Origin of the sequence: Rhodovulum sp. ES.010, from assembly GCF_900142935.1 — a bacterium.
Taxonomy (GTDB): Bacteria; Pseudomonadota; Alphaproteobacteria; order Rhodobacterales; family Rhodobacteraceae; genus Rhodovulum.
Genome location: NZ_FSRS01000001.1, coordinates 1348465 through 1374270, shown reverse-complemented (window position 1 = coordinate 1374270; position 25806 = coordinate 1348465). Strand labels below are relative to the sequence as shown.

Here is a 25806-nt window from a genome sequence, read left to right as displayed (position 1 = left end):
CTATCGCTTGCGCAGCTTGACGTCGGTCTCCACGCCCAGCGCCTTGGCCAGCGAGGCGAAGCGGGCGTCGGCCACCTCGCCGAAAAGCGGCTCAGCCGCGGCGGACAGGTGCAACTCCAGGCGCTTCTTCTTCGGGAAATGGCGCAGCTCCGCCAGCGAGTCCGGCCCCTCCGCCGAAAACATCGAGCCGAAGCGCATCGCCTTGCCCAGCACCTCGGCCTGTTGCAGTTGTTCCGGCGCCAGTAGTCCGAACAGCGGCTCGAACCGGCTGCCCGTGCGGCTGTTCTTGTAGCGATGCAGCAGCGAAACGCCCAGGAACACCCGCTCCCAGTGTTCCAGCCCGCCCAGGTTGGCCCGCGTCGCGGAGTCGAAGCAGACCTCGTGCCGGTAGTCGGGATGCGCCCGCCACGCGGTATCGTGCAGCAGGCAGGCGGCCTTGATCAGGCGCAGCTTTTCGGGCGGGGCCGCGCCGAACAGCGGCAGGACGAAGTTGTACAGCCGCTTGCCGAAGCCGGGGAGCCGGGCCGAACTCGCCTCGGCGAACCGGCACGATTCGATCAGCGGGTCGCGGGCGCGCAGTTCGCTGGGCATCTGCTCGTAGAGGAGCCCCTCGCGGATGCCGTAGCTCGACACCGCGATCTCGCGCGGCTTGAGCTGGGCGACGAGACGTTTCAGCACCTGCCCGGCATAGGGCACCAGCGACATCCGGTCGGCCGAGGTCCCGGTGCGCGCGCGCAATTCGTCCGTCTCGCTCGCGTCGATCCAGTCGATCGTTTCGGCCAGCGATTTGCGCGTCATCCGGTATTCGTGCAGCACCGTCAGCGGATAGCCGCGGCGTTCCATGTCGAGCCGGGCGATCGCCCGCCAAGACCCGCCCACGAGGTAGAGCCGCCCGCCATTCAACCTCAGCCCGGCCGCGATCCGGTCGACCTCTTCGGCGATGTACTTGGCCAGCCCTTTCTTGCCGCCCTTCACATCGCGCAGTTTCAGCGGCCCCAGCGGCGAGGTGGCGCGCGCGCCCACCATGCCCGACCGCAATTCGGCGAGTTCCATCGACGAGCCGCCGATGTCGCAGACGATGCCCTCGGCTCCGGGCCAGCCCAGCAGGACCCCCTGCGCCGACAGCCGCGCCTCCTCGATGCCGTCGATCACCCAGGGCTTGAGGCCCGTCTCGCGCTCGATCTGGCGGCGGAACTCTGGCCCGTCCTCGGCATCGCGCATCGCCGCGGTGGCGACCACGGTCAGCGGCGCCGCTCCCATCGCCTCGCCGAGTGCGGCAAAGCGTTTCAACGCGCTCAGCGCCCGGTCGCGCCCCTCGGGTGACAGCCGCCCGGTCGCGCCCAGCCCCGCGCCGAGGCCGCACATCACCTTTTCATTGAAGAAATAGGCCGGGCTGCGGGCCGCGCCGTCGAACACCACCAGGCGCACGGAGTTCGAGCCGATATCGACCACCCCCACGCGGGACAGCGCCCGCGCTTCCGGGCCGCCGAAAAGCGGCCTGCCGAAGGGTTCCCAAGCCTCTGGGCGGTCGTCGCCGGTGCCGTCCATATGCTGCCTTTCCCCAGGGCACGCGCGGGGACTGTGCCAAGGGCGTCCCCGCGCGTCAATCGCCTACCTTGGCCAGTTGCGGCACGTCCGCCGCCCCCGCCGTGCCCCGGCCCGAGAGCGAGGGGTTTTCCATGAAGAAGCGGTGGCAGTTGAAGGCGTCGGGCGCGGCCTTGGCGCGCTCGAACCGGCCGTCCGGCTGCATCACCCAGCTTTGCGCCTCGTCGGCCAGGTTCGCGGCCATGATCTGGTCGACGATCTGCGCCTTGACGGTGGGGTTGGTGCATTCCACCAGCGTTTCGACCCGGCGGTTGAGGTTGCGCCCCATCCAGTCGGCCGACGAGATGTAGACCCGCGCCCGGGCCGAGGGCAGCCCGCCCCCGTTGCCGAAGCAAACGATGCGCGAATGTTCCAGGAACCGGCCGATGATCGACTTGACCCGGATGTTCTCGGACAGCCCCTTGATGCCGGGGCGGATGCCGCAGATGCCGCGCACCACGAGGTCGATCTTCACGCCCGCGTTCGAGGCGGCGTAAAGCGCGTCGATCACGTCGGGCTCGATCAGCGAGTTCATCTTGGCCCAGATCTGCGCGGGCCGGCCGGCCTTCGCGTGTTCGGCCTCCTCGTTGATCCGCTCCATCAGCGTCGATTTCAGGCTCAGCGGCGAGATCGACAGGTTCTCCATCACTTCGGGTTCGGCATAGCCCCCAACGTAGTTGAACACCTTGGTCGCGTCGCGCCCCAGCGCCGGGTCGCAGGTGAACAGCGACAGATCGGTGTAGATGCGCGCGGTGATCGGGTGATAGTTGCCGGTGCCGTAATGCGTGTAGGTCACGAGGTGATCGCCCTCGCGCCGGACCACGGTGCTGATCTTGGCATGCGTCTTGTAGTTGATGAACCCGTAGACCACATGCGCGCCGGACCGTTCCAGCCGGCGCGACTGGCGGATGTTCGCGGCCTCGTCGAATCGCGCCTTCAGTTCCACCAGCGCGGTCACCGACTTGCCGTCCTCGGCCGCCTCGCACAGCGCCTCGACGATGGGCGAGTTCTTCGACGTCCGGTAGAGCGTCTGCTTGATCGCCACCACGTCCGGGTCGCGCGCGGCCTGCTGGAGGAAGCGCACCACCATGTCGAAGGTCTCGTAGGGGTGGTGCAGCAGCATGTCCTTCTGCCGGATCGCCGCGAACATGTCGCCGTCATGGTCCTGCACGCGCTCGGGGACGCGGGGGGTGAAGCTGGTCCACAGAAGGTCGGGCCGGTCGTCGATGACCAGCTCCGACAGGTCCGCCAGGCCGATCAGCCCGCGTACCTCGATCACCTCCTCCTCGCCGATATGGAGTTCCTGCATGATGACCGAGCGCAGCTCCTCGGGCGCGCCGGACGACATCTTCATGCGCACGACCTCGCCGCGGCGCCGGCGTTTCAGCGCGACCTCGAACTCGCGCACAAGGTCCTCGGCCTCTTCCTCGACCTCGAGATCGCTGTCGCGCAGGACGCGGAAGGTGCAGCTTCCGACCGCCCGGTAGCCGGGGAAGAGCGAGGACAGATGGATCAGCAACAGCTCTTCCAGCGGCAGGAACCGGGCCTGTCCCTCGCGGGCGGGCAGGCGGATGAAGCGGTCGATCTGGTGCGGAATCGGCAACAGCGCCTGCAACGGCTGGCCGTCCTTCTCGCGTTCCAGCTGCAGCGCGAGGCAGAAGCCCGCGTTCGGGATGAACGGGAAGGGATGCGCCGGGTCGATGGCGAGCGGCGAGAGCACCGGGAACACGTTGTGCAGGAAATGCTCGCGCAGGTGCGTGCGATCGGCCTTGGTCAGGCGCGACCGGGTCAGCAGGTGGATGTTCTGCTCCTCCATCTCGCGCTTGAGCCGGTTCCAGCTGGCTTGCTGCGCCTGCAACAGCTTGCGGGCGTCGCGGTCGATCAGGACCAGTTGTTCGGCCGGCGTCAGCCCGTCGGCCGCCGGCGTCATGTTTCCCTTCTGGGCAAGCTCGCGCAGGCCCGCCACGCGCACGGTGTAGAACTCGTCGAGATTGGTGGCCGAGATCGAGACGAAGCGCACCCGCTCCAGGAGCGGCACGCGCGGGTTGTCTGCCTCTTCGAGCACCCGCCAGTTGAAGCCCAGCCAGCTGAGTTCCCGGTTGAAGAACCGTTTCGGGCCGATCCGCTGCGGGTCGGGGATCTCGACCGGGTCGGGAAACGGGGCTTTCAGGAAATCGGCCTGGGTCATGGCAGGATACGTCCGTGGGGGCGGGGCGGGGGATGTCCGTTATGGGTTCTCGAGGGCGGTCTTGTCCAGAACGTCCCTCGCCAGCGCAATGCCCGGTTTGCGCCCCGTTGCCAAGGCCTCGCGGTCGATCGCCGCGACGGCGGCCGCGGCGGCGGCGAAGGACCGCTCCATCCGGCCGACGAGGTAGGTGACGAGGTCGGGGCGCACGCCAAGCTGCCGGTCGGCGAAGAGCTTGACCAGCACGGCCGCCAGCAGCGCGTCGTCGGGCGGCGCGAGCTGCGCGCGACTGGCCGCCTGCACGCGGCTGGCCAGGTCGGGCAGGGCCAGCTCCCAGTCGCGCGGGGGGCGGCGCGCGGTCAGCATCAACGACCCGCGGGCGCTGCGCAGCAGGTTGTGCAGGTGAAACAGCGCGGTCTCGCTGGCCGCCTCGCCGCCGATCCGGTCGGCATCCTCGACAGCGACGGCACCGGACCGCGCCAGCGCCGGCAGATCGGCCCCCGCAAGCGTGCCCGCGTCCACCACCCGGGCGCCCGAAAGTTCGGCCCAGACATGGGCGAGATGCGTCTTTCCCGCGCCTTCGGGGCCGGTCAGCACCAGCTTGCCCTCGGGCCAGCCGCGCCAACCCTCGACCTGCGCGACGGCCAGAGCGTTGGCCGGCGACACGAAGAAGGCGGCGCGGCCCCGCGCCGGGCGCACGGGCAGGTCGAAGGCAAGCTGGCGACCCATCTCAGGCGGCGTCCTCGTCCTTGCCGGCGGCCGTCTGGGCCTGATCCTCGGCGCGTTTCCCCACCAGTCCCTGGTAAAGCCGGCCGCTCTTGTATTCCGCGATCCCGAAGCGCAGCAGCACGCCCAGCGACGCGGTGACCGGCACCGCAACCAGAAGCCCGACGAACCCGAAGATCGCGCCGAAGGCCGACAGCGCGAAGATCACCCAGACCGGGTGCAGCCCGACCGACGACCCGACGAGCTTGGGTGTCAGGAAGTTGCCTTCGAGGATCTGCCCGCCGACATAGATCACCGCGACCAGCGCGATCATCAGCCACTCGCCCCAGAACTGGAAGATGGCAAGCCCGATCGCGACCACGCCGCCCAGGATCGAACTCACGAAGGGGATGAAGGCCAGAAGCCCCGACAGGATTCCGACGACCAGCCCGAACTGCAGCCCCACCGCCATCAGCGTGATGCCGTAGAAGGTGGCCATGAACAGGCAGACCGACCCCTGGCCGCGCACGAAGGAGGACAGGGTGCCGTCGATCTGACGGGCGAGGTCGCGGATCGCCGGGGCGTGGTCGAGCGGCAGCATGTCGTCGACATGGGCGACGATCCGGTCCCAGTCGAGCAACAGGTAGAAGGTCACCACCGGCACGACGAACATCAGCAGCAGAAGGTTGATCACGCTCATCGCCGAGGAGAGCGCGCCGTTCAGCAACTCCGCCCCGCGCGACTGGACCGCGTCGCCCAGGCCCTTGAGCGACTTGCGCAGGATGGATTCCGTCTCCATCAGCGTGGGGTAGCGCTCGGACAGCCAGGCCTGGAGCTGGGTGAACATCTGCGGGGTGGTCCGCACCAGCTGGTTGGCCTGGTCCACGACCAGCGGCACGATCAGCAGCACCAGCGCCGCCGCGACCAGAAGCAGCGACAGCATGATGACGATCGTCGACAGCGTGCGCCCCAGCCCCAGCCGTTCCAGCCGGTCGGCGATGGGGTCGAGGAAATAGGCGATCGCCGCGCCCAGCAGGAAGGGCGTGATGACGTCGCCTAGAACCCACAGGATGGCGAAGAAGACCGCGGCGGCGAGCCCCCAGTATTTCATCTGATCGCGAACCGGCAGGGCCATGACCGCCTCCTGTTACACCTCCCCCAACTCTTCGCCCGGTCGGGGCGATCATGCAAGCGCGGCGCTTGTGCGGCTGCGCCCGATGACATAGGAGGGCGCAGAGGTCAAATCACGAGGTTTCGCCCGAAAATGCGCCTTTCCCGCTACTTCCTGCCGGTCCTGAAAGAGACGCCCGCCGAGGCGCAGATCGCCAGCCATCGCCTGATGCTGCGCGCGGGCATGATCAAGCAGGCTTCCGCCGGCATCTATTCCTGGCTGCCCCTGGGCTTCAAGGTGCTCAAAAAGATCGAGGCCATCGTGCACGAGGAACAGATTCGCGCGGGCCATATCCCGATGCTGATGCCGACGCTGCAATCGGCCGATCTGTGGCGCGAGAGCGGGCGCTATGACGATTACGGCGAAGAGATGCTGCGCATCACCGACCGGCACGGGCGCGACATGCTGTATGGCCCCACCAACGAAGAGCTGATCACCGACATCTTCCGGACGCATATCAACAGTTACAAGGACTTGCCGCTCACTCTTTACCACATCCAGTGGAAGTTCCGTGACGAGATCCGCCCGCGTTTCGGCGTGATGCGGGGGCGCGAGTTCTATATGAAGGACGGCTACAATTTCGACATCGACCGCGATGCCGCGATCCACGCCTACAACCGCCACATGGTCAGCTACCTGCGCACCTATGAGCGCATGGGCCTGAAGGCGATCCCGATGCGCGCCGATTCCGGCCCCATCGGCGGCGACGACACCCACGAATTCCTGGTGCTGGCCGAGACCGGCGAGTCGGAGGTGTTCTACGACAGCGCGATCCTCGACCTGACGCTGGGCGAGCGGAAGGTGAACTATGACGACCGGGCGGAATGCGCCGCCATCGTCAAGGAATGGACCACGCCCTACGCCCGCACCGACGAAACCCATGACGAGTCGGCCTACGCCCAGGTGCCCGAGGCCCGGCGTAAGTCCTCGCGCGGGATCGAGGTCGGCCAGATCTTCTATTTCGGCACCAAGTATTCCGAACCGATGGGCGCCACCGTCACCAACGACAAGGGCGCACGCGTGCCGGTCCACATGGGCAGTCACGGCATCGGCGTCTCGCGCCTCGCCGGCGCGATCATCGAGGCCAGCCATGACGAGAACGGCATCATCTGGCCCGAGGGCGTCACCCCCTTCCATTGCGGCATCGTCAACCTCAAGCAGGGCGATGCTGAGGCCGACGGGGCGTGCGCGAAGCTTTACAAGGCGCTGTGCGACAAGGGGCTGGAGCCGCTCTATGATGACCGCGAGGAACGCGCGGGCGCGAAATTCGCGACGATGGACCTGATCGGCCTGCCGTGGCGGATCACCGTCGGCCCGCGCGGCCTGAAAAACGGCGTCGTGGAACTCACCTGCCGCCGCACCGGCGAGAGCGAGGACCTGACGCCCGAGGCCGCCGTCGCGCGTGTCGCCGAGATCTACGCCCCCCACGGCCCCTCGCCCACGCCCCACTGGGAGCCGATGGCGAAGTCGAGCTTCCACACCTGGCTGTAGACCGCGAGGGTGGAGCCGAACGGCCGATGACGGACCTCCTCCCCCTGCTGTCCTCGAACCTGCTTGCGGCCGTGATGGGCGCCGTCATCGGCGCATTGGCGGTCAACTGGCTGTCGCGCCGCTATGCCCGCGTCCGCCAGGTGTTCGACCTGCACCGCGAATTCTCCACCCCGGACATGCTCGACCACCGCGGCAAGTGCGAGACCGGGCTGGTCGCCCTCAAACGGGACGGGACATTGCCGGGCTTCCTGCGCCTGGAGGCAGCCGGGCAGGATTCGGTCTGGGCGGTCCTTGCCTTTTACGAACGGCTGGCCCTCGCGGCACGTCACGGGCAGGTGCATACCCGGCTGATGGCGGGGCTGTTCGGTGAGGTCTATATCTACTACTGGGATCAGTATTTCGGTGCATTCGAGAACACCGAGAACCTCGATCTGCCCCGGGACCTGGAAAGACTGGCCGTGAAGATCAAGAAAGCCGACAGACGTTCGCACAAGCGCTGGGTCGAGAACGGTCGTGCCCGCTACGCGCGCCTCGAACGGCGGTTGCAGAAAGAGGCCCCTGCGTCGTGAAAAACGGCACCGCCCCCTTCGCCCCTTTCGAATGGATGATCGCCTGGCGCTACCTCCGCGCGCGCCGGGCCGAGGGCGGCGTGTCCGTCATGACCTGGATCAGCCTGGTCGGCATCACGCTGGCCGTCTTCGCGCTGATCGCCACTCTGTCGGTCCGCGCGGGCTTCCGCGCGGAATTCGTCGACACGATCCTGGGCGCGAACGCCCATGTCACCGTCTATTCGTCGGCCTATGTGAACGAACAGGGCGTGACCTCCCGCACCATCCCCGACTACGAGGAGATGGCCGAACGGCTCCGGCAGGTGCCCGGCGTCACCCGCGTGGCGCCGCTGGTCAAGGGGCAGGTCATGGCCGCCGCGCGCGCCGGAAACACCGGCGTCGAGGTCTTCGGCATCGCGCCGGAGGACCTTGCCACCATCCCGCGCATCGCCAACCCCGAGGAGCACGCCGGCGATATCGACCGGTTTCGCGAGGGCATCGCCATCGGCTCGGGCGTCGCGCGCGAGTTGCGCGTGGCCCCCGGCGACCGCATCCGGCTGATCTCGCCCGAGGGGGTCAAGACGCCCTTCGGCACCTCCCCCCGCGTCAACGCCTACGAGGTGGTCTACATCTTCACCGCCGGACGCTACGACATCGACCGCACCCGGGTCTACATGCCGTTCGCCGAGGCGCAGGGCTATTTCAACCGCGAGGGCGTGGCCGACGAGATGGAGGTCATGGTCGCCGACCCCGAGAAGGTGGAGCAGATGACCGCCGACCTGATCCGCGCCGGCGGCGACCGGGTGCTGGTCTGGACCTGGCGCGACGCGTCGGGCGCCTTCCTGCGCGCGCTCGACATCGAGGACAACGTGATGTTCATCATCCTCTCGATCCTGGTGCTGATCGCGGCGATGAACATCGTCTCGGGGCTGATCATGCTGGTCAAGAACAAGGGCCGCGACATCGGCATCCTGCGCACCATGGGCCTGACCGAGGGGGCGGTGCTGCGAGTGTTCTTCATCTGCGGCGCGTTTACCGGGCTGATCGGCACGTTCTTCGGGGTGATCCTCGGCTGCCTCTTCGCGATCTATATCGACCCGATCTTCTCGGCGGTGAACTACCTTGCGGGCGGCGGCGTGTGGGACCCGTCGATCCGCGGCATCTACGAACTGCCCGCCAAGCTTCAGGCGCGCGACGTGTTCTCGGCGGTCGCCCTGTCGCTGGGCCTGTCCTTCGTCGTGACCATCTTCCCCGCCCGGCGCGCGGCGCGGATGAACCCGGTGGAGGCGCTGCGCTATGAGTGAGCCGGTGCTGGCGCTGGAGGGCGTCGAGAAGAGCTACAACAGGGGCGAGCCCGGCGAGGTGCGGGTGCTGCGGGAGGCCTCGGTGCGCGTCGCGCCGGGCGAGGTGGTGGCGCTCGTCGCGCCTTCCGGCGCGGGCAAGTCGACGCTTCTGCATATCGCGGGGCTTCTGGACATGCCCGATACCGGCGCCGTCCGCATCGCCGGGCAGGACATGGCTGCCGCCTCCGACCGCCGCCGCACGGCCGCCCGCCGTGCCGATATCGGCTTCGTCTACCAGTTCCACCACCTGCTGCCCGAATTCACCGCGGCCGAGAACATCGTCCTGCCCCAGCTTGCGGCCGGACGGCCGCGCGCCGCCGCCGAGGCGCGGGCGGCGGACCTGCTTGCACAGGTCGGGATCGCCGCGCGCGCCGCGCATCGCCCGGCGGCGCTGTCGGGCGGCGAGCAGCAGCGCGTGGCGGTCTGCCGGGCGCTCGCGAACGCGCCGCGGCTTTTGCTTGCGGACGAGCCGACCGGCAATCTCGACCCCGACACCTCGGACCGGGTCTTCGCCGCCCTCATCGAACTCGTCCGCGGCACCGGGCTGGCCGCGCTGATCGCCACGCACAACCTCGACCTTGCCCGCCGGATGGACCGGGTCCTGCATCTCGAGGACGGGCGGCTGGTCTGACGGCGGCCGCCGCGCTCAGAGCGTCGGGCCGCGATCCGCGTTCAGGAAATGCTCGATCGCGTCGCGCAGGCGGTCGGCCTCGGGGCCGGCGAGGTCGGCCTGCTCCAGCCGGTCGGCCAGCTCGATGCCGATGAAGAAGGGCAGGTGGCGGGCACGCTCGGCGCGGGGCAGCCGCTCCACGGGGGCGAGGAGCGCGTCGTGGTCCGCACCGTCGACGCCGAACCGCGCCGCGCCGCCCGGCCGTGGCCGGGCGATCTGCAGCGCCACGAGGAACCGGGCCAGTTCCTGCGTCACCGGCGGCCAATGCGACGGCTGCACCGCGATCGCGACAATGGCGTCCTGCGTGCGCACCACATGGGCGGGGGAGAAGTCGCCATGCCCATGCGCCTGCGTGACGGCGCGCCCCGCGACCGTCGGCAGCAGCGCCTCGAGCCGGTTGCCCAGCGCCGCCCCCAGCGCGCGGTCGTCGCGCGACGCGATGCGGGCCAGCCCCGTGCGCGCGCGGCGCACCCATTGCCGGCCGCCGAAGGCGACCTGCCGATGCGCCGCCGCGGTCACGCGGTCGAGCCAATGCCCCGCCTCGCCGAGCAGCGCGTCGCGGGTGTCGTCGTCGGCGCCGTCCACCGCCTCGATCAGCGCCTCGCCAGCCGGGTCCGCGGTCAGCGTCACGCCTTCGCCCGGCCATGCGTCGATCAGGGGGGCCACCCGGTAGCGCCCGTCGCCCAGCGCCGCGCCCAGCCGGGCGAGAATGCGCTGGTGCCGGCGGGCGCGTTCGCGCCGGTCGGTGCCGAGGGCGAGCGTCAGGATCGCGCCCGCCTCGTCGTACCGGCCGCGAAACACCGTGCTGGCGCCGGTATGCGCAAGCACCGCCTCGCTGTGGAACCTCGCGATGGCCGGGCGGCGGGCCCGGATGTCGCCCAGCGCTTCGGCTGCGTCGGACAGATGCTCCATCTCGGACAGGTTACGCGTCATGGCCGGAGTTTCCGCCCCGGGCGCGGCAGCGTCAACCGCAATCGGTTGATCAGGGTCAAGGTGCGCCCCGGGCCCGCCGCGCTACGATCCTCCCGTCCTCGCAGGAGCCGCCGATGCGCCGCATGCCCGCCATCTGTCTCGCCGTGGCCGCCGCCCCGGCGCTTGCCGAACCGCCCTCCGGGGCCGCGCTGTTCCGCCAGCACTGCGCGACCTGTCACGGGCTCGCGGCGCGGGGCAACGGGCCGATGGCGCCGGTTCTGACCGTCGAGATGCCCGATCTCACGCTGATCGCGGCGCAGAACGGCGGCCCCTTCCCGCTGGCCGAGGTGATCGCCGTGATCGACGGGCGCACGGAACTTGCCGCCCATGGCGGGCCGATGCCGATCTACGGCTTCTCCCTCCGGGGCGCGGCGGTGGTGCTGACGGCCCCCGACAGCGCAGAGATCCGCACCAGCGCCGAGATCGCCGCGATCGCGGCATGGCTGGCCAGCGTCCAGCGCTAGGGCAGCGCCGGGCCCGACACGGGGCGGCGGATCGCCGGGCTCATGGCGACCAGCACCAGGGCGATCGAGAACAGGCACCAGACCGCCGGCATCTCGTTGGGGTTGTCGGTCAGCAGCGTCGCCAGGACCGGCCCGAAAATCGCGTGGAACACCACGAAGCGCCACGCCCCGTAGACCAGCGGCACCACGAAGGCCGCGAGCAGGTAGGTCGGGAAGTTGGCCGAGAATCCCAGCCATCCCGAGAGCGGCGAGAACAGCCCGTTCAGCGGCACCTCCCAGCCGATATGCCACTCGCCCGAGATCGTGCAAAGCGCCGGGCCGCACAGCACCTCGCCGGGAAGGCAGCGCCCCAGCGCCTCGAACGGCACCAGCTGGGCCACCATCACCGCCGCCGAGGCCGCACAGACCGCCCAGACCGCGCGGCGCGTGGCCACGGGCACCGCGCGGGCCACGATGGCCATGGCGAAGGCGTTGATGAAGAAGGGCTGGAACGCGATATGCAGATAGGAAAGCAGCGTCACGCCCCGGTTCGCGGGGTTCGTGCAATCGTCCACCACGGCGTAGCCCGCGGCCTGCAACGCCTCCATGAAGGTGAAATAGCCCAGCGTCGCCCAGATCGCCGTGCGCTCGCCCCGCCACCAGGCCACCCCGGTCGCCACGGCGCCCACACCCACCATCGCGACGGTCACACCGGCATTCCAGCACATGCGCGTCTCCTCCCCCGTTTACTCTCCGCGCGGGCGGGCGCGCTGGCAAGGGCCGACGTGCCGCGGACCGGCCGCGCAGGGCCGGGGGCTACTCGGCGCGTGCCATCTGCGTCTCGGGGGTCAGCCCGGAAATCTCCAGGATCAGCTTGCGCTTGACGGCCTCGGCGAAATGCGCGTCGCTCTCGGCCGCCACCACGAAGGCGCCCATGCCGCCGATGATCCGGTCGCGGTAAAGCTCTTCGAGGTTGGATTGCGCCGGCCCGTTGCAGGCCCGGCACAGGATCGGCAGCCCGTTGATCGTGATCCCGGCGGCCAGCACCTCGGCGCGGGCCTCGGCGATGCTCGGCCCGTTCCAGTTGTTCGCGCTGTCGCCCGAGAAGTCGATGACCTTGCGAAAGCCCTCTATGTCGTTGGTTTCGATCAACTCCTTGCCCTTGAGCAGCGCCGAGCCGATGGAATTGCGCCCGAAGGCCATGCGCGGTTCCGGCAACAGCGCCTCGGCAAAGCCCGCCGCGTCGCCGGCGCCGCCGATGACCGTCCAGGGCACGACGACATGCTCCTCGCCGGCGCTGGCCCATTCGACATAGGTCACCGCGATCCGCCCATAGGCGGTGTTGGCGATGGCGGCCAGCACGTCGGGGTCGGTGATCGCCTCGGCATAGCCCCGCCGCTGAAACGCGATTTCGGCCATGTCGATGGAGCCCGAGGCGTCGGCCAGCAGCACGAGTTCCAGTTCCACATCCTCGGCCAGGGCCGGGGCGGCGAGGGTCAGCGCAAGGGCGAGCGCGCGCAGCATGGGACGGCTCCTCGATAGGGGTGCAGGGACAGCTAGCGCGGCGCCCCGAACCGGGTAGGGCGTGCCCGGCCCGCCGCGCCACCGCCGGGACGCCGGATCGTTAATGATGGTTTACGCAGCGTCGGAATATGTTAATGTCACAGGGGGGACTGGGTGGAGGAAATTGGTCTAGCCCCGCAGTTTGTGATCTTGGAACGAGGCTACTATGAGACATTTGACGACTCTTTTTGCGGGAGCTTTCCTGGGGGTGAGCGCAAGCGTGGCGGCGGCCGACACGATCGATGCGGACCTGATGTTCGTTGTCGACACCAGCGGCTCGATGGGGGCGGAATTCACCAATCTCGGCGCCGGCATGGGATCGTTCGTCAGCCAGCTCGAGGCGGATTCGCGGATCGGCTCGGTCCGGGTCGGCCTGGTGCGCTACACGAGAACGGCGTCGCTCGACATCGACCTGACCGACGACCTGACCGTGTTCGACGGGCTCACCCGCGGCAGCGGATCGGGCACCGAGAACGCGCTGAACGCGGTGGACTTCGCCGTGACCAGCCCGGATATCAGCTACCGGGACGGTGCGGTGAAATCGGTGATCCTGATCACCGACGAGGATGCGGACGACCGCAACACCTACTCCAACGAGTTCGGTGACGGGGCCTCGGCCCTGTCCGATCTGCTGGTGGATCGCGGCTTCCTCAACAACATCATCTACGAGTTCTCCGACGGCGAGATCGACGAGTTCACCACGGCCGCGCGGCCGACCGGGGCGCTGTTCGACATCGACGAATTCCGCGCCAACCCGGAAGACTTCCTCACCGCCTTCGCCGATGCGAAGCTGGAAGAGATCATCGAGGAAGGCGGCGGCGACGCGGTCATCCCGCTTCCGGCCAGCGCCTGGCTGCTGATCGCCGGGATGGGCGGTCTCGCGGCGGCCTCGCGGCGGAAGAAGACCTCGGCCTGAGCCGGGCGACACGCCGGATCGTGACGGACGGCGGCCTTCGGGCCGCCGTTTTTCGTGCCGGGGGCCGTGCGGTCGGCCCCGGACGCGCGACTCATGGTTAACGGCCTTGTTTTGCGGGGGGTGGGCGATCGGACTTCCATCGGAATTGCATCGGACTTCCATCGGACTTTTGTCGGACCCGGGGCGGGATTGACGGGGCGTGCGGTGCGGGGCGGGGTCGCGCAACGGGGAGCGTGGGCCAGCGGGCGCAGCATGGGGGCTCCGTCGGGTCGGTGTCCCTCAGGAGGTAGGGCGGGGATGGGGGGAGGGTAGAGCTGTGGGTTGGCGGCTAGCCCGCAGATTCTAGGTCGACACAATCCTCTCAACGTCAGGCCATAGTGCGCGTGTCTCAGCCGTAAGATCAATCCGGAACCTTAGGAAGTCGAGGATTTCCTCATTAGAAAGCTCTGGTATTGAAAAACTGCCCGAGTCCCCGTGATCGAAAGACGTGCCGCCGCGCGCATAAGAAAAAGCGCTTTCTAAGATTATAGCCACTTCGATCGCTTGAATCGTCGTTCTTATTCGAGATTCTATGAAATCCCCCAAGTGAACATTATCTTGATCTTCCGGTGTTGATATTAACTCTTTGCTATCTAAAATGGCCCGGTGTCGCGCAACAAATACTTGTAGGTGTGATGCCAGTTCAGCCAAGCTCTTCGCGGCTTCTTCATCGCTGACTTCAATACAGGACTCTAGATTGTGCGAGATCGAGAAAATGATATCCCAATTCACTCGATCCTTTGAATCGTTAAGCCAGCCAAGCCTGGCTGCCTTTACGGTCTCTTGAAAAGCCTCGTTTAGCGGAAGCGAAAGCGTTGCTTTCGCTGCCCTCAATCTACTTTTTCTTCTGCGTTCTTCAATTTCAATATTACTTTGAATTTGCTTTGATATCGCTCTCACCGAAAAGAAAGCACCCGCGATGGCGAGGATGCCAAAGAAATAATTTGAGATATCATCTTTTGTGGTGTCAGCCTTTGCGGAGATTATGAACGCAACTGCCATAAGGATGGAGGCGGCAAAGAGCGCAAATGCTACCCCCTGTATATACTTTATATCTGAGAAACTCTTCCAATTAGACATCCACCTCCTCCACGAACCGCGCATTCTCCTGGATATACTGGAACCGCAATTCCGGTTTCTTGCCCATCAGCCGCTCCACCAGGTCGGCGGTCTCGCCGGGTTCGTCCTCGTCGATCGACACCCGGATCAGTTTGCGGCTGGCCGGGTCCATCGTGGTTTCCTTCAGGTCCTTGGCGTCCATTTCGCCGAGACCCTTGAAGCGGGAGACGTCGATCTTGCCCTTGCCGCCCAGCCCCTTCTCCAGCCACATCGCCTTTTCCGCCTCGTCCAGCGCGTAGACCCGCTTGGCCCCCTGCGTCAGCCGGAACAGCGGCGGGCAGGCCAAATACAGGTGGCCGTGGTCGATCAGCGGCCGCATCTGGGTGAAGAAGAAGGTCATCAGCAGCGAGGCGATATGCGCGCCGTCGACATCGGCGTCGGTCATGATGATGATCTTGTCGTAGCGCAGGTCGTCGATGTTGAACCGGGTGCCGATCCCGGTGCCGAGGGCTTGCGTCAAATCGCTGATCTCGGCATTGCTGCCCAGTTTCGAGGACGCCGCGCCGAGGACGTTGAGGATCTTGCCCCGCAGCGGCAGCAGCGCCTGGGTCTTGCGGTCGCGCGCCATCTTGGCCGAGCCCCCCGCCGAGTCGCCCTCGACGATGAACAACTCGGTGCCCGCGCGGGCGGTGGCGGAGCAATCCACCAGCTTGCCCGGCAGGCGCAGCCGCTTGGTGGCGGATTTGCGCGCGGTTTCCTTCTCGGCCCGGCGGCGCAGGCGTTCCTCGGCCCGGAGCACCAGGAAATCGAGGATCGCGCCCGCCGATTTCGTGTCGGAGGCCAGCCAGTTGTCGAAATGGTCGCGCACCGCGCCCTCGACCATCCTTTGCGCCTCGGTCGTGGCGAGGCGGTCCTTGGTCTGGCCGACGAATTCGGGTTCGCGGATGAAGGTGGAGACCATCGCGCAGCCGCCCGTCAGCAGGTCGTCGCGGGTGATGTTCTGCGCCTTGCGGTTGTTGGCGAGGTCCCCGTAGGCGCGGATGCCCTTGAGGATCGCGGCCCAGAACCCGGCCTCGTGCGTGCCGCCCTCGGGCGTGGGGACGGTGTTGCAGTAGGACTGGATGAAGCCGTCGCGCGACGGCGTCCAGTTGATCGCCCATTCGACGGAGCCGGGCTGGCCGAACTTCTGCTGGAACTCGACCTTTCCGGCGAAGGGGCGGTCGGCATAGGTGGCCGCCTGGCCCAGCGTTTCGGTGAGGTAGTCCGAGAGGCCGCCGGGGAAGTGGAACGTGGCCTCTTGCGGGGTGTCGCCGTCGGGCAGGGCGGATTTCCAGCGGATTTCCACGCCCGAGAAGAGGTAGGCCTTGGAGCGGGCCATCTTGAACAGGCGCGCGGGCTTGAACCGGTGGCTGCCGAAGATGGTTTCGTCGGCGTGGAAGGTGACGCAGGTCCCCCGGCGGTTGGGGGTGGTGCCAAGGTTTTGCAGCGGCCCTTGCGGGAGGCCGCGGGAGAACTCCTGCGCGAACAACTCGCGGTTGCGGGCGACCTCGACCCGCAGCCGGTCCGACAGCGCGTTGACGACCGACACGCCCACGCCGTGCAGGCCGCCCGAGGTCTGGTACGCCTTGCCCGAGAACTTGCCGCCCGCGTGCAGGGTGCACAGGATCACCTCCAGCGCGGACTTGTCGGGGAACTTGGGGTGCGGGTCCACGGGGATGCCGCGGCCGTTGTCGCGGATCGTCACCGAGTGGTCCTCGTGCAGTTCCACCTCGATGCGGGTGGCGTGGCCGGCCACCGCCTCGTCCATCGCGTTGTCCAGCACCTCGGCCACCAGGTGGTGCAGCGCGCGGTCGTCGGTGCCGCCGATATACATGCCGGGGCGCTTGCGGACGGGTTCCAGCCCCTCCAGCACCTCGATCGAGGAAGCGTCGTAGCTGTCGGGTCCGGCGTCGCCGGAAAGCAGGTCGTCGGCGGGCATGGCTGCTCGTGTCCTGATTGTTGGGACTCGGGGCAGTATCGCAGGTTTAGGGGCGGGGAGGCAATGGTGCGCAAGGTCTTGCGGCGGCCTTCGGGCGGCCTTTGACCTCGCTCAAGGCCGGGCGGGTGCAAGGGGATTAGAGTGATTCCAAGTCGCGAAAGGGGCGTCCCGGTGCGCACGCGCCGCCGGGTCGGTCGGGGGAAACCGTGGCCGCCGCCTCGCTTCGCCCCGGCCTGCGCAAGCCGCGCGACATGTGAGCCTCCTGGCGCGCGGCTTGCGCCCCTCCTGCCCCGGTCCTAGTCATCGGGGCAGGAGGGCCTTGTTCCATGTGGAATGACCGTTTCGCCGGAGAGGCGTTCGTCTACGGCACCGCGCCGGCCGCGTTCCTCACGCGCGAGGCCGGCCGCCTGCCCGCCGGCGCGCGCGTGCTGTCGGTCGCCGAGGGCGAGGGGCGCAACGCGGTCTGGCTGGCCGGGCAGGGATGCGCGGTCACGGCCGTCGAGGGCGCGCCGAACGCGGTGGCCAAGGCCCGGCGGCTGGCGGCGGCGCGCGGCGTGACCGTCGATTTCCGGCTGTGCGACCTGCGCGACTGGCCCTGGGAGGCGGACGCCCATGACGCGGCGATCGGCATCTTCATCCAGTTCGGCCCCCGCGATGTGCAGGACCGGATGATGGCGGGGATGAAACGCACGGTGCGGCCGGGCGGGCTGGTCCTGCTGCACGGCTTCGCACCGCGGCAGGTGGGCTACGGCACCGGCGGGCCGCCCCATGCCGAGTGGATGTATACCGAGGCGCTGTTGCGCGACCGTTTCGCCGATTTCGAGATCCGCGCGCTTCGCGACTACGACGCCGAGATCGACGAGGGCACGGGCCATCGCGGCCGCGCGGCGCTTGTCGACCTGGTCGCCCGCCGCCCGGCGGGGTAGGCGGCCGCGGTCACGCCGCGTCGCCGGGGACCGGGGGCGGGCGGATCGCGTCGGGCGGCCGCGCGGCCGGGTCCAGCATCGCGGCGTTCACGACGCGCAGGTAGGGCAGAAGCTCCGTCCAGTCCTCGCCGAAGGCGCGGTTGGCGGCCTCGGCGGTCATGCCGCTTGGCGCAAGGAAGTTCTCGCCCCGCGTCCAGTCCGCCGGCGTGGCGATGTCGAACGCGTCCTGCGCGCGGAGCGCGTCGAGGCAGCGCAGCACCTCGTCCGTGGCGCGCCCGATTCGCTGCGGGTATTCGAAGATCATGCGAATCCGCAGCGCCGGGTCGATGAGGAAGGTCTTGCGGATCGGGATCGACCCGCCGGCCTTGGGGTGGGTCATCCCGCAAAGCCGCGCCAGCGCGGCGGTCTCGTCGCCGATCAGCGGAAAGCCGACCGGGTCGCCGAAAACCCGCTCCACCTCGGCGCACCAGTCGACGAGTTCCGCGGCCGTGTTCGGCAAGAGCCCGATCGGCCGCGTCTTGCGCGCGGCGAAATCCCCGGCGGCCCGGGCGAGACCCGCAAGTTCGGTCGTGCAGACCGGCGTGAAGGCGCCGGGCTGGCCGAACAGCACGGTCCAGTGGCCCTCGGCCCAGCCGTGGAACCGGATCGGCCCCTCGGTCGTGGGCGCCTCGAAGTCGGGAAACAGGTCGCCGATCTGCGGCAGCCAGCGGACCTTCCTGCGGTAGCGTCGCGGAAGCGTCACGGACAGGCCGCCGGCGGAACGGCGGCGTCGGAACGGAAACACCATCGGTCAAGCCCTCGCACATGCGGGCCGGCGGGCCGGGGGGCGGGGCCGATCCCCGGCGCCGGTGCCGCCAGCCGCCCCACCCTAGGGCGGAGGCGTTAACGGGCCCTTTCGGGGGACGGGCCGGCCCGCGCGCGGGCGGCCTTGTGGCGCCCCGCGCACTCGCCTAAGCGGGGGGCATGACCACCGAGAGGGTTTTCACGGGCCATGTGCGGGCCGCGCTCGTGCTGGGGTTGCCGCTTGTCGGCAGCCACCTGGCGCAGTTCGCCATCGGCCTGACCGATGCGGTGATGCTGGGCCGCTACTCGGTCGAGGCGCTGGCCGCCGAGGTTCTGGGCACCTCGCTGTTCTTCGTGCTGTTCATCATGGGGTCGGGCTTCGCCTGGGCGGTGATGCCGATGGTCGCGACCGCCGCCGGATCGGGCGACGAGACGCAGGTGCGCCGGGTCACCCGGATGGGGCTGTGGATCTCCATCGGCTTCGGGCTGCTGACGCTGCCGCTTTTCCTGATGGCCGGGCGGATGTTTCTGGCCATGGGGCAGGAGCCGGAGGTGGCGCGGCTGGCGCAGGAATACCTCACGCTGCACGGGCTCGGCATGGTGCCGGCGCTGGTCGTGATGGTGCTGAAAAGCTATCTCGCCGCGCTGGAGCGCACCCGGATCGTGCTGTGGGTGACGCTGGGCGCGGTGGCGGTGAACGTGCTGGGCAACTGGCTGCTGATCTTCGGCGCGGGGGGCTTTCCCGAACTGGGCATCCGCGGCGCGGCGATCTCGTCGCTGATCGTGCAGGGGCTGTCGATGGCGGCGCTGATGGTCTACGCCGTCCGCGCGCTGCCCGACCACGCGCTGTTCGCGCGGTTCTGGCGCTCCGACCCGGAGGCGCTGGGCCGGGTGTTCCGCCTGGGCTGGCCGATCGGGCTGACCAACCTCGCCGAGGTGGGCCTGTTCGCCGCCTCCTCGGTGATGATGGGCTGGCTGGGCACGCTGGCGCTGGCCGCGCACGGGATCGCGCTGCAGGTCTCCTCGGCGGTGTTCATGGTGTACCTGGGGCTGTCGAACGCGGCGACGATCCGGGCGGGCAACGCGGTCGGCCGGGGCGATGCCGAGGGGCTGCGGCAGGGCGCGCGCGCGGTGATGGCGGTGGCCGGCGCGGCCGCCGCGGTCACGGTGGTGGTGTTCCTGACGCTGCCCGGCCCGCTGGTCGGCCTGTTCCTCGACCCCGCCGCGCCCGACCGGGCGACGGTGATCGCGCTGGGCTCGGGGATGCTGGCGGCCGCGGCGCTGTTCCAGCTGGTGGACGCGGCGCAGGTGATGGCGCTGGGGCTGCTCAGGGGATTGCAGGATACCCGCGTGCCGATGGTGATGGCCGGCGTCAGCTACTGGCTGGTGGGGATGCCGGTGGCCTACGGGCTGGGCTTCGGGCTGGGCTGGGGCGGGGTCGGCGTCTGGCTGGGCCTGGCCGCGGGCCTGGCGGTCGCGGCGGTGCTGATGGTGGGGCGGTTCCGCCGGCAGGCCGCGCGGCTCTAGCCTCCGCCGCGCTCGGCCTTCTTGCGCACCAGCACCGCGCGCAGGTCGTGCATCGCCAGCAGCAGCGCGTCGGTCACCTGGTCCAGGTCCTCCGCGCTTGCCCGGCTTTGCGCCCACTGCGCGGTCAGGTTCAGGTGATCGACCGTGCGCAGGATGTTGTCCACCTCGCGCTCGGCCAGAACCGCCCGCCGGTCGGCGAGCCATTCCTCGATGGCGATCCGATCCCGGTCGGACAGCGCCCGGCCGCCCTGCGGCTTGATCTCGCCGTTCCGGACATTGACGACGGCGATCTGCTCCATCTCGATCCGGTGCTGCGGGTTCTCGGTGCCGATGCGGAACACCAGCGCGCCGTTCTCGCGGACCCGGAAGTAGAGTTCGGGCAGATCGTCCGCCACCGCCGCCCCCTCAGGTCAGCGCGGCGCAGAAGTCCCGGATGCGCGTGCACGCCTCCTTCAGCGCCTCGTCCGAGGTGGCGTAGCTGACGCGGAAATTGGGCGACAGCCCGAAGGCCGCGCCGAACACCACGGCCACGCCCTTTTCCTCCAGCAGCGCGGTGGCGAAGGCCTCGTCGCTGTCGATCTTGACCCCGCCCGGAGAGGTCTTGCCGATGCAGCCCGCGATCGACGGGTAGACGTAGAACGCGCCCTCGGGGACCGGGCATTCGATGCCCGCGGCGGCGTTCAGCATCTCGACCACCATGTCGCGGCGGCGCTGGAAGGTGGCGTTGTTCTCGGGGATGAAATCCTGCGGCCCGGTCAGCGCCTCCAACGCGGCCCATTGCGCGATGGAGCAGGGGTTCGAGGTCGATTGCGACTGGATCTTGCCCATCGCCTTGATCAGCGCCTCGGGCCCCGCCGCATAGCCGATCCGCCAGCCGGTCATCGCATAGGCCTTGGACACGCCGTTGCAGGTCAGCGTGCGGTCGTAGAGGCCCGGCTCCACCTGGGCGGGCGTGCAGAATTCGAAATCGCCATAGGTGAGTTTCTCGTACATGTCGTCGGTCATCACCCAGACATGCGGGTGGCGCATCAGCACGTCGGTCAGCGCCTTCAGCTCGTCGCGGGTATAGCCCGCGCCCGTGGGGTTCGAGGGCGAGTTGAAGATGAACCACTTGGTCTTGTCGGTGATCGCGGCCTCCAGCGCCGCGGGCGTCAGCTTGAAGCCCGTGTCCATGCCCGCCTCGACGATCACCGGCTCGCCGCCCGCCAGCAGCACCATGTCGGGATAGCTGACCCAGTAGGGGGCGGGGATGATCACCTCGTCGCCGGGGTTCAGCGTGGCCATCAGCGCGTTGTAGAGGATCTGCTTGCCGCCGGCGCCGACGCTGACCTGGGCGGGCGCGTAGTCGAGGTTGTTGTCGGCCTTGAACTTGGCGCAGATCGCCTGTTTCAGCTCGGGCAACCCGTCGACGGCGGTGTATTTCGTCTCGCCCCGGTCGATGGCGGCCTTGGCGGCGGCCTTGACGTTTTCGGGCGTGTCGAAATCGGGTTCGCCCGCGCCCAGGCCGATCACGTCCTTGCCCGCGGCCTTGAGTTCGCGCGCCTTGGTCGTCACCGCGATGGTGGGCGAGGGCTTTACGCGCGCGAGTGTCGCAGACAGAAAGGACATGGTCGTCTCCGGTTTGAAACTGGGTTCCCTACCTCCTAGGATACCGCCCAGAGCCGTTCAAGCGGCTTCGCCCCGAAGGACCCCTGACATGACCGAGATGACCCGAGACGCATCCGACTGGTATTCCGAAGAGTCCGCCACCTTCGGCGACCGCGTCGCCGGCGCGCGCGAGGCGCTGGGAATCACCCAGACGGAACTGGCCAAGCGGCTGGGCGTCAAGCTCAAGACCGTGCGCGGCTGGGAAGAGGACCTGGCCGAACCGCGCGCCAACAAGCTGCAGATGCTGGCGGGCGTTCTGAACGTCTCCATGATGTGGCTGTTGAACGGCCATGGCGACGGGCTGGACGGCCCGGCCGAGGACGTGGTGATCCCCGGCGACGTGCGCGCGATCCTGACCGAGATCCGCCAGGTCAAGACCGAGATGGGGCGGCTGTCGGACCGGCTGGGGGTGCTGGAAAAACGCCTCCGGCAATCGTTGAAGGAGCACGGATGACCATGGCCGGGGCAGAGGCGACGCGGCTCAAGCGGCTGCACATCCGGGCCTGGCGGCGCGGCACCAAGGAGATGGACCTGATCCTGGGCGGCTATGCCGATGCGCGGCTGCGCGGGCTCGACCCGGCCGCGCTCGACACCTTCGAGGCGTTGCTGGCCGAGAACGATCACGACCTCTACCAATGGGTTACGGGGCAGGCGGCGGCGCCCGCCCGCTTCGGGCCGATGATCGCGGAAATGGCTGCCCGGACGGCCGGTTAGTTCGCTTTTTTCACGCTTTAACCGAATATTCGCGACTGATTCCGTATCTCTTCGTTCAGCAAGCGAACGGCGGAGATAGAAATGAGTATCCATACCCCCCTCGCGGCGGGCGACCACGCGGGTGTCATGAGCGATTACCTCGAGGCGCTGTCGCTGGTCGAACGTCTGCACCGGCTGCTGCTCGACGTCATCAAGGACGAGTTCGAGCGGCTGGGCGTGCTGGAACTGAACGCGGTCCAGGCGCTGTTGCTGTTCAACATCGGCGACAACGAGGTGACGGCGGGCGAGCTGAAGAGCCGCGGCTACTACCAGGGCTCGAACGTGTCCTACAACCTCAAGAAGCTGGTCGAGAAGGGCTACATGCACCACCAGCGCTGCGAGATCGACCGCCGCTCGGTGCGGGTGCGGCTGACCCCCCAGGGCCGCGAGATCCGCGACATCGTCGCCGGGCTGTTCGCGCGCCATGCCGAGGGGCTGATCTCGCGCGGCGTCGTGACGAGCGAAGGGCTGACGGAGATCACCGACGCGCTGAAGCGGATGGAGCGCTACTGGACCGACCAGATTCGCTACATCTACTGACGGCACCGGGCCGCCGCGCGCGGCACCCGCCGCCGCCTAGCGATTCTCCTCGCCCAGGTTGGACGTCCCCGGCCGTTCCTCGTCGGACTTCCGCTTGCGCGTGGCCCCCGCCGGTTTCTCCTCGGCGCGCTTCTTCTCGTCTTCGGACCCGATCACCCGGGCCAGGTCGCCGCCCGCGCGGCCCTGTTCCGAGATCGTGCCCCGGTCCTCGTCCTTGACGAAGGCGTCGCTGTCGCGGCTGCCGTCGGTGGAACGCTTGCGCTCGGCCATGTCTGCCTCCTTTCGTCCTGTCCCGAGTCAACGTCCGGGGCCGGGCCGCGTTCCGGCGCGGGCGGTCATCGGGGCGGCCGGACCCGGCCGATGGCGACGATCTGCAATTCGCGCAGCAGCTTGCGCACCATGGCCGCCTCGAAATCGGCGAATCCCAGCGCCGTCTCGACGAAGGCGCCGGGGCCGCGGATCACCTCGGCGTGGAAATAGGCGGTGAGTTCGGCGATCCCGGTCTCGGCATGGTCCATGCGCCGCCCGGCCTCCAGGCCGATCACCAGCGCGTTCACCGTGGCCGCGCCGGTGGGAATGTCCCGCGGGCGCGGCCCCTCGTTCGACTTGCCGTCGCCGGTGAGGTCCAGCGTGTGCCGCCAGCAGCCGGGCCGGTCGGCCAGCAGCGCGCCGCCGGCGACCAGCGCCGCCCCGATCGCGGTGGTCGGGCTCGCCTCCGCCCGGCGCGTCGCCCGCAGCCGCGCGGCGACCCGGTCCAGCGCCGCGGCCAGCCGCCGCATCACCCCCCGCCCGGATGCCCGCGGGCCAGCCCGCCATAGACCCGCGCGGCCACCTCGCGTTTCAGCTTGCGCCGCATCGCGCGTTCGAAATCCTCGAAATCGCCGGCCGTCTCGACGAAGGCGCCGGGGCCGCGGATGACCTCGTCGCGGTAGAAGTCGAACACCTCGCGGTCGTCCTCGGTCGCGCCGCCGATGGCCAGCCCGTTCACGGTGACGCCCTCGAAGGCGAAGTTGCGATAGGCCAGCGCCGGCCCGAACCCGTCATTGTTGACCCCGTCGCCCGAGACGTCGAGCGTGCGGAACAGGCAGGTCGGCGCGCGCTCGAACACCTCGATGGCATAGCCGAGCCCGTAGCCCATCGCGGTGGGAAACTCGGCATAGGACCGCTTCGACCCGGCGATCGCCGCGGCCGCCACCCGGATCGCCGCCGGGCTGTCGAGCAGCCGCCAGTCCAGCACGATGTCCTGCTGATACCGCCCGCTCCATTCGTAGACCGCCAGCGCCACCGGCTCGGGCGCGCGCAGGAGTTCCGCCTGCACCTCGGGCGCCACCAGCGCCGCCGCCACGCCCGCCCGCTGCAACGCGTCCTCGGCCGTGTCGACCGAGGACGAGATGTCCAGCGCCAGCACCAGCGCCAGCCGGCAGGCGGCCTCGGCGGGCGCGGGCGCCAGCGCGGCGAGGGCGGCGAGCCTCACCAATGCCCGGTATTCTCCATGCTGGCCCACGGCTCCTCCGGCGCCAGCGCGTCGCCCATCTGCAGAAGCTCCACCGAGATGTTGTCGGGGCTGCGCACGAAGGCCATCCGCCCGTCGCGGGGCGGGCGGTTGATCGTCACGCCGTTCTTTTGCAGATGCGCGCACATCTCGTAGATGTTCTCGACCGCATAGGCCAGGTGCCCGAAATGCCGGCTGTCCGACGGCAGCCCCTCGTCCCCGTCCCAGTTCCAGGTCAGTTCCACCGGGCAGTCCTCCTGCCCCGGCGGCGCCATGAAGACCAGTGTGAACCGGCCCTTTTCGCTCTCGCTCCGGCGGGTCTCCTTCAGGCCCAGCAACTCGTAGAAGGCGATGGATTTTTCCAGGTCCTTCACCCGGACCATGGTGTGCAGATAGCGGACTTGCATGCGCATCCTCCTTTGTCCCCGGTCAACCTAGCACGCCGCGGCGCCCGCGCCACGCCGGCGCGCCGCGGCGTCGTTTCACATCATATGGATGTTCCGCCCGGGCGCCCGCATAGATATAGTGTGCCCCGACTCGCCACACCCGAAAGGAACCCGCCATGCCGCTCACCGATGACCAGCTTGCCGAGATCGAGGCCCAGCGCGGCCATACCGAGGTCACCCACCGCGTCGTCAGCCCCGGCATGGAGGCGCGGCTCTACTCCGCCCACGAGGTGCTGGATCACGGGTTGATCCGGGTGATCGACTACATGGGCGACGACGCGGCGATCTGCCAGGCGGCGCGGGTGAGTTACGGGCGCGGCACCAAGGCGGTATCGAATGACGAGGGGCTGATCCGCTACCTCATGCGGCACTGGCACTCGACGCCGTTCGAGATGTGCGAGGTCAAATTCCACGTCAAGCTGCCGGTCTTCGTCGCGCGGCAGTGGATTCGCCACCGCACCGCCAACGTCAACGAATACTCCGCCCGCTACTCGATCCTCGACCGCGAATTCTACATCCCCGCGCCGGACGCGCTGGCCGCGCAATCGACGGTGAACAACCAGGGGCGGGGGGAATTGCTGGAGGGCGAGGAGGCGGCGCGGGTGCTGGACATCCTCAAGACCGACGCGGCGCGGGCCTATGACAATTACGAGGCGATGCTGTCGACCGAGGGGCAAAAGGGCCTGGCCCGGGAACTGGCGCGGATGAACCTGCCCGCCAACATCTACACGCAATGGTACTGGAAGACCGACCTGCACAACCTCTTCCACTTCCTGCGGCTCAGGGCCGACGTGCACGCGCAATACGAAATCCGCGTCTATGCCCAGGTGATGTGCGAGATCGTGGCCGACTGGGTGCCGCTGGCGTACAAGGCCTTTGCCGATTACCGTATGGGGGGTGTCAATTTGTCCGCAACCGCGATGGACTGTGTTCGGCGTATGCTGCGGGGCGAGACGGTGACGCAGGAGAACTCCGGCATGTCCAAGGGGGAATGGCGAGAGTTCGAGGGGGTGATTGGAGGTTGA

The 25806-nt window shown here is 68.6% G+C and carries 28 protein-coding genes; 12 read left to right on the top strand and 16 right to left on the bottom strand.

Going from position 1 to position 25806, the window contains the following annotated elements:
• From BUR28_RS06820 to BUR28_RS06805, 4 genes are read right to left on the bottom strand one after another with little or no spacing between them, the layout of a single operon-like run.
• Positions 1-1548, bottom strand: a complete 1548-nt coding sequence (locus tag BUR28_RS06820) for a Ppx/GppA family phosphatase (protein ID WP_074219439.1) — start codon at positions 1546-1548, stop codon at positions 1-3.
• Between the two features lie 55 nt (positions 1549-1603).
• Positions 1604-3772 (bottom strand): RNA degradosome polyphosphate kinase, encoded by a 2169-nt coding sequence (locus tag BUR28_RS06815; RefSeq protein WP_074219438.1) that lies wholly within the window; start codon positions 3770-3772, stop codon positions 1604-1606.
• Positions 3773-3811: 39 nt separating this feature from the next.
• Positions 3812-4498, bottom strand: a complete 687-nt coding sequence (locus BUR28_RS06810) for a P-loop NTPase family protein (protein ID WP_074219437.1) — start codon at positions 4496-4498, stop codon at positions 3812-3814.
• Between the two features lies 1 nt (position 4499).
• Complete coding sequence (locus BUR28_RS06805) at positions 4500-5609, bottom strand: AI-2E family transporter (protein ID WP_074219436.1); 1110 nt, start codon at positions 5607-5609, stop codon at positions 4500-4502.
• A 129-nt stretch (positions 5610-5738) separates the two neighbouring features.
• Between BUR28_RS06805 and proS the strand changes: the two genes are divergently transcribed.
• Genes proS through BUR28_RS06785 form a run of 4 tightly spaced genes read left to right on the top strand, consistent with a single transcriptional unit; the run spans position 5739 to position 9658 of the window.
• The gene (gene proS / locus BUR28_RS06800) at positions 5739-7136 is read left to right on the top strand and encodes a proline--tRNA ligase (RefSeq protein ID WP_074219435.1); all 1398 of its coding nucleotides are present in this window, start codon (positions 5739-5741) and stop codon (positions 7134-7136) included.
• A 26-nt stretch (positions 7137-7162) separates the two neighbouring features.
• Positions 7163-7705, top strand: coding sequence for a DUF4760 domain-containing protein (locus BUR28_RS06795; RefSeq protein ID WP_074219434.1), 543 nt, complete (start codon positions 7163-7165; stop codon positions 7703-7705).
• Between the two features lie 35 nt (positions 7706-7740).
• Positions 7741-8988, top strand: coding sequence for a lipoprotein-releasing ABC transporter permease subunit (locus tag BUR28_RS06790; RefSeq protein WP_074221544.1), 1248 nt, complete (start codon positions 7741-7743; stop codon positions 8986-8988).
• The gene (locus tag BUR28_RS06785; protein WP_074219433.1) at positions 8981-9658 is read left to right on the top strand and encodes an ABC transporter ATP-binding protein; all 678 of its coding nucleotides are present in this window, start codon (positions 8981-8983) and stop codon (positions 9656-9658) included. Before BUR28_RS06790 ends, BUR28_RS06785 begins: the two co-directional genes overlap by 8 nt.
• 15 nt (positions 9659-9673) lie before the next feature.
• Here the strand turns inward: BUR28_RS06785 and BUR28_RS06780 are convergent, their stop codons facing one another.
• On the bottom strand, positions 9674-10630 hold the full coding sequence (locus BUR28_RS06780) for a hypothetical protein (protein ID WP_074219432.1): 957 nt from the start codon (positions 10628-10630) through the stop codon (positions 9674-9676).
• Positions 10631-10743: 113 nt separating this feature from the next.
• Between BUR28_RS06780 and BUR28_RS19330 the strand changes: the two genes are divergently transcribed.
• On the top strand, positions 10744-11133 hold the full coding sequence (locus BUR28_RS19330) for a c-type cytochrome (protein ID WP_139307508.1): 390 nt from the start codon (positions 10744-10746) through the stop codon (positions 11131-11133).
• On the opposite strand, the gene BUR28_RS06770 is transcribed toward BUR28_RS19330, so the two are convergent.
• Together BUR28_RS06770 and BUR28_RS06765 are read right to left on the bottom strand one after the other, a co-directional pair.
• Entirely contained in the window at positions 11130-11840 is a 711-nt protein-coding gene (locus BUR28_RS06770) for a DUF5765 domain-containing protein (RefSeq protein ID WP_074219431.1), read from the bottom strand. The two genes, BUR28_RS19330 and BUR28_RS06770, sit on opposite strands and share 4 nt — an antisense overlap.
• Positions 11841-11928: 88 nt before the next feature.
• Positions 11929-12633, bottom strand: coding sequence for a DUF1194 domain-containing protein (locus BUR28_RS06765; RefSeq protein WP_074221542.1), 705 nt, complete (start codon positions 12631-12633; stop codon positions 11929-11931).
• A gap of 250 nt (positions 12634-12883) precedes the next feature.
• Here BUR28_RS06765 and BUR28_RS06760 point away from each other — a divergent pair, with 250 nt between their 5' ends.
• Positions 12884-13591 carry a VWA domain-containing protein gene (locus BUR28_RS06760; RefSeq protein WP_074219430.1) on the top strand — a complete coding sequence of 236 codons (708 nt, stop codon included), beginning with the start codon at positions 12884-12886 and terminating at the stop codon, positions 13589-13591.
• Positions 13592-13933: 342 nt separating this feature from the next.
• On the opposite strand, the gene BUR28_RS19325 is transcribed toward BUR28_RS06760, so the two are convergent.
• Positions 13934-14710 (bottom strand): hypothetical protein, encoded by a 777-nt coding sequence (locus BUR28_RS19325; RefSeq protein ID WP_139307507.1) that lies wholly within the window; start codon positions 14708-14710, stop codon positions 13934-13936.
• A complete protein-coding gene (gene parE, locus BUR28_RS06755) occupies positions 14703-16667 on the bottom strand; it encodes a DNA topoisomerase IV subunit B (RefSeq protein WP_074219429.1) in 1965 nt (654 codons plus the stop codon). The genes BUR28_RS19325 and parE overlap by 8 nt, the downstream gene beginning before the upstream one ends.
• A 326-nt stretch (positions 16668-16993) precedes the next feature.
• On the opposite strand from parE, the gene BUR28_RS06750 reads away from it, so the two are divergent.
• Positions 16994-17593, top strand: a complete 600-nt coding sequence (locus BUR28_RS06750) for an SAM-dependent methyltransferase (protein WP_074219428.1) — start codon at positions 16994-16996, stop codon at positions 17591-17593.
• Between the two features lie 10 nt (positions 17594-17603).
• Here the strand turns inward: BUR28_RS06750 and BUR28_RS06745 are convergent, their stop codons facing one another.
• Entirely contained in the window at positions 17604-18335 is a 732-nt protein-coding gene (locus BUR28_RS06745) for a redoxin domain-containing protein (RefSeq protein WP_175566909.1), read from the bottom strand.
• A 221-nt stretch (positions 18336-18556) separates the two neighbouring features.
• On the opposite strand from BUR28_RS06745, the gene BUR28_RS06740 reads away from it, so the two are divergent.
• Positions 18557-19903 (top strand): MATE family efflux transporter, encoded by a 1347-nt coding sequence (locus tag BUR28_RS06740; protein ID WP_074219426.1) that lies wholly within the window; start codon positions 18557-18559, stop codon positions 19901-19903.
• Here the strand turns inward: BUR28_RS06740 and BUR28_RS06735 are convergent.
• Both BUR28_RS06735 and BUR28_RS06730 read right to left on the bottom strand, forming a co-directional pair.
• Positions 19900-20298 (bottom strand): hypothetical protein, encoded by a 399-nt coding sequence (locus tag BUR28_RS06735; protein ID WP_074219425.1) that lies wholly within the window; start codon positions 20296-20298, stop codon positions 19900-19902. The two genes, BUR28_RS06740 and BUR28_RS06735, sit on opposite strands and share 4 nt — an antisense overlap.
• 10 nt (positions 20299-20308) lie before the next feature.
• Complete coding sequence (locus BUR28_RS06730; protein ID WP_074219424.1) at positions 20309-21511, bottom strand: pyridoxal phosphate-dependent aminotransferase; 1203 nt, start codon at positions 21509-21511, stop codon at positions 20309-20311.
• A gap of 97 nt (positions 21512-21608) precedes the next feature.
• Here BUR28_RS06730 and BUR28_RS06725 point away from each other — a divergent pair, with 97 nt between their 5' ends.
• From BUR28_RS06725 to BUR28_RS06715, 3 genes are all read left to right on the top strand, one after another.
• Positions 21609-22004 carry a helix-turn-helix domain-containing protein gene (locus tag BUR28_RS06725; RefSeq protein WP_074221541.1) on the top strand — a complete coding sequence of 132 codons (396 nt, stop codon included), beginning with the start codon at positions 21609-21611 and terminating at the stop codon, positions 22002-22004.
• A 2-nt stretch (positions 22005-22006) separates the two neighbouring features.
• Positions 22007-22264 carry an FAD assembly factor SdhE gene (locus tag BUR28_RS06720; protein WP_074221540.1) on the top strand — a complete coding sequence of 86 codons (258 nt, stop codon included), beginning with the start codon at positions 22007-22009 and terminating at the stop codon, positions 22262-22264.
• An 81-nt stretch (positions 22265-22345) separates the two neighbouring features.
• On the top strand, positions 22346-22843 hold the full coding sequence (locus BUR28_RS06715) for a MarR family winged helix-turn-helix transcriptional regulator (protein ID WP_074219423.1): 498 nt from the start codon (positions 22346-22348) through the stop codon (positions 22841-22843).
• A 36-nt stretch (positions 22844-22879) separates the two neighbouring features.
• On the opposite strand, the gene BUR28_RS06710 is transcribed toward BUR28_RS06715, so the two are convergent.
• The 4 genes from BUR28_RS06710 to BUR28_RS06695 form a co-directional block, all read right to left on the bottom strand.
• Positions 22880-23113 carry a hypothetical protein gene (locus BUR28_RS06710; protein ID WP_074219422.1) on the bottom strand — a complete coding sequence of 78 codons (234 nt, stop codon included), beginning with the start codon at positions 23111-23113 and terminating at the stop codon, positions 22880-22882.
• A 65-nt stretch (positions 23114-23178) separates the two neighbouring features.
• Positions 23179-23622, bottom strand: coding sequence for a DUF1194 domain-containing protein (locus BUR28_RS06705; protein WP_074219421.1), 444 nt, complete (start codon positions 23620-23622; stop codon positions 23179-23181).
• Positions 23622-24320 carry a DUF1194 domain-containing protein gene (locus BUR28_RS06700; protein ID WP_074219420.1) on the bottom strand — a complete coding sequence of 233 codons (699 nt, stop codon included), beginning with the start codon at positions 24318-24320 and terminating at the stop codon, positions 23622-23624. Before BUR28_RS06700 ends, BUR28_RS06705 begins: the two co-directional genes overlap by 1 nt.
• Entirely contained in the window at positions 24314-24742 is a 429-nt protein-coding gene (locus BUR28_RS06695) for a VOC family protein (protein ID WP_074219419.1), read from the bottom strand. Before BUR28_RS06695 ends, BUR28_RS06700 begins: the two co-directional genes overlap by 7 nt.
• 155 nt (positions 24743-24897) lie before the next feature.
• Here BUR28_RS06695 and thyX point away from each other — a divergent pair, with 155 nt between their 5' ends.
• Entirely contained in the window at positions 24898-25806 is a 909-nt protein-coding gene (thyX, locus tag BUR28_RS06690) for an FAD-dependent thymidylate synthase (RefSeq protein WP_074219418.1), read from the top strand.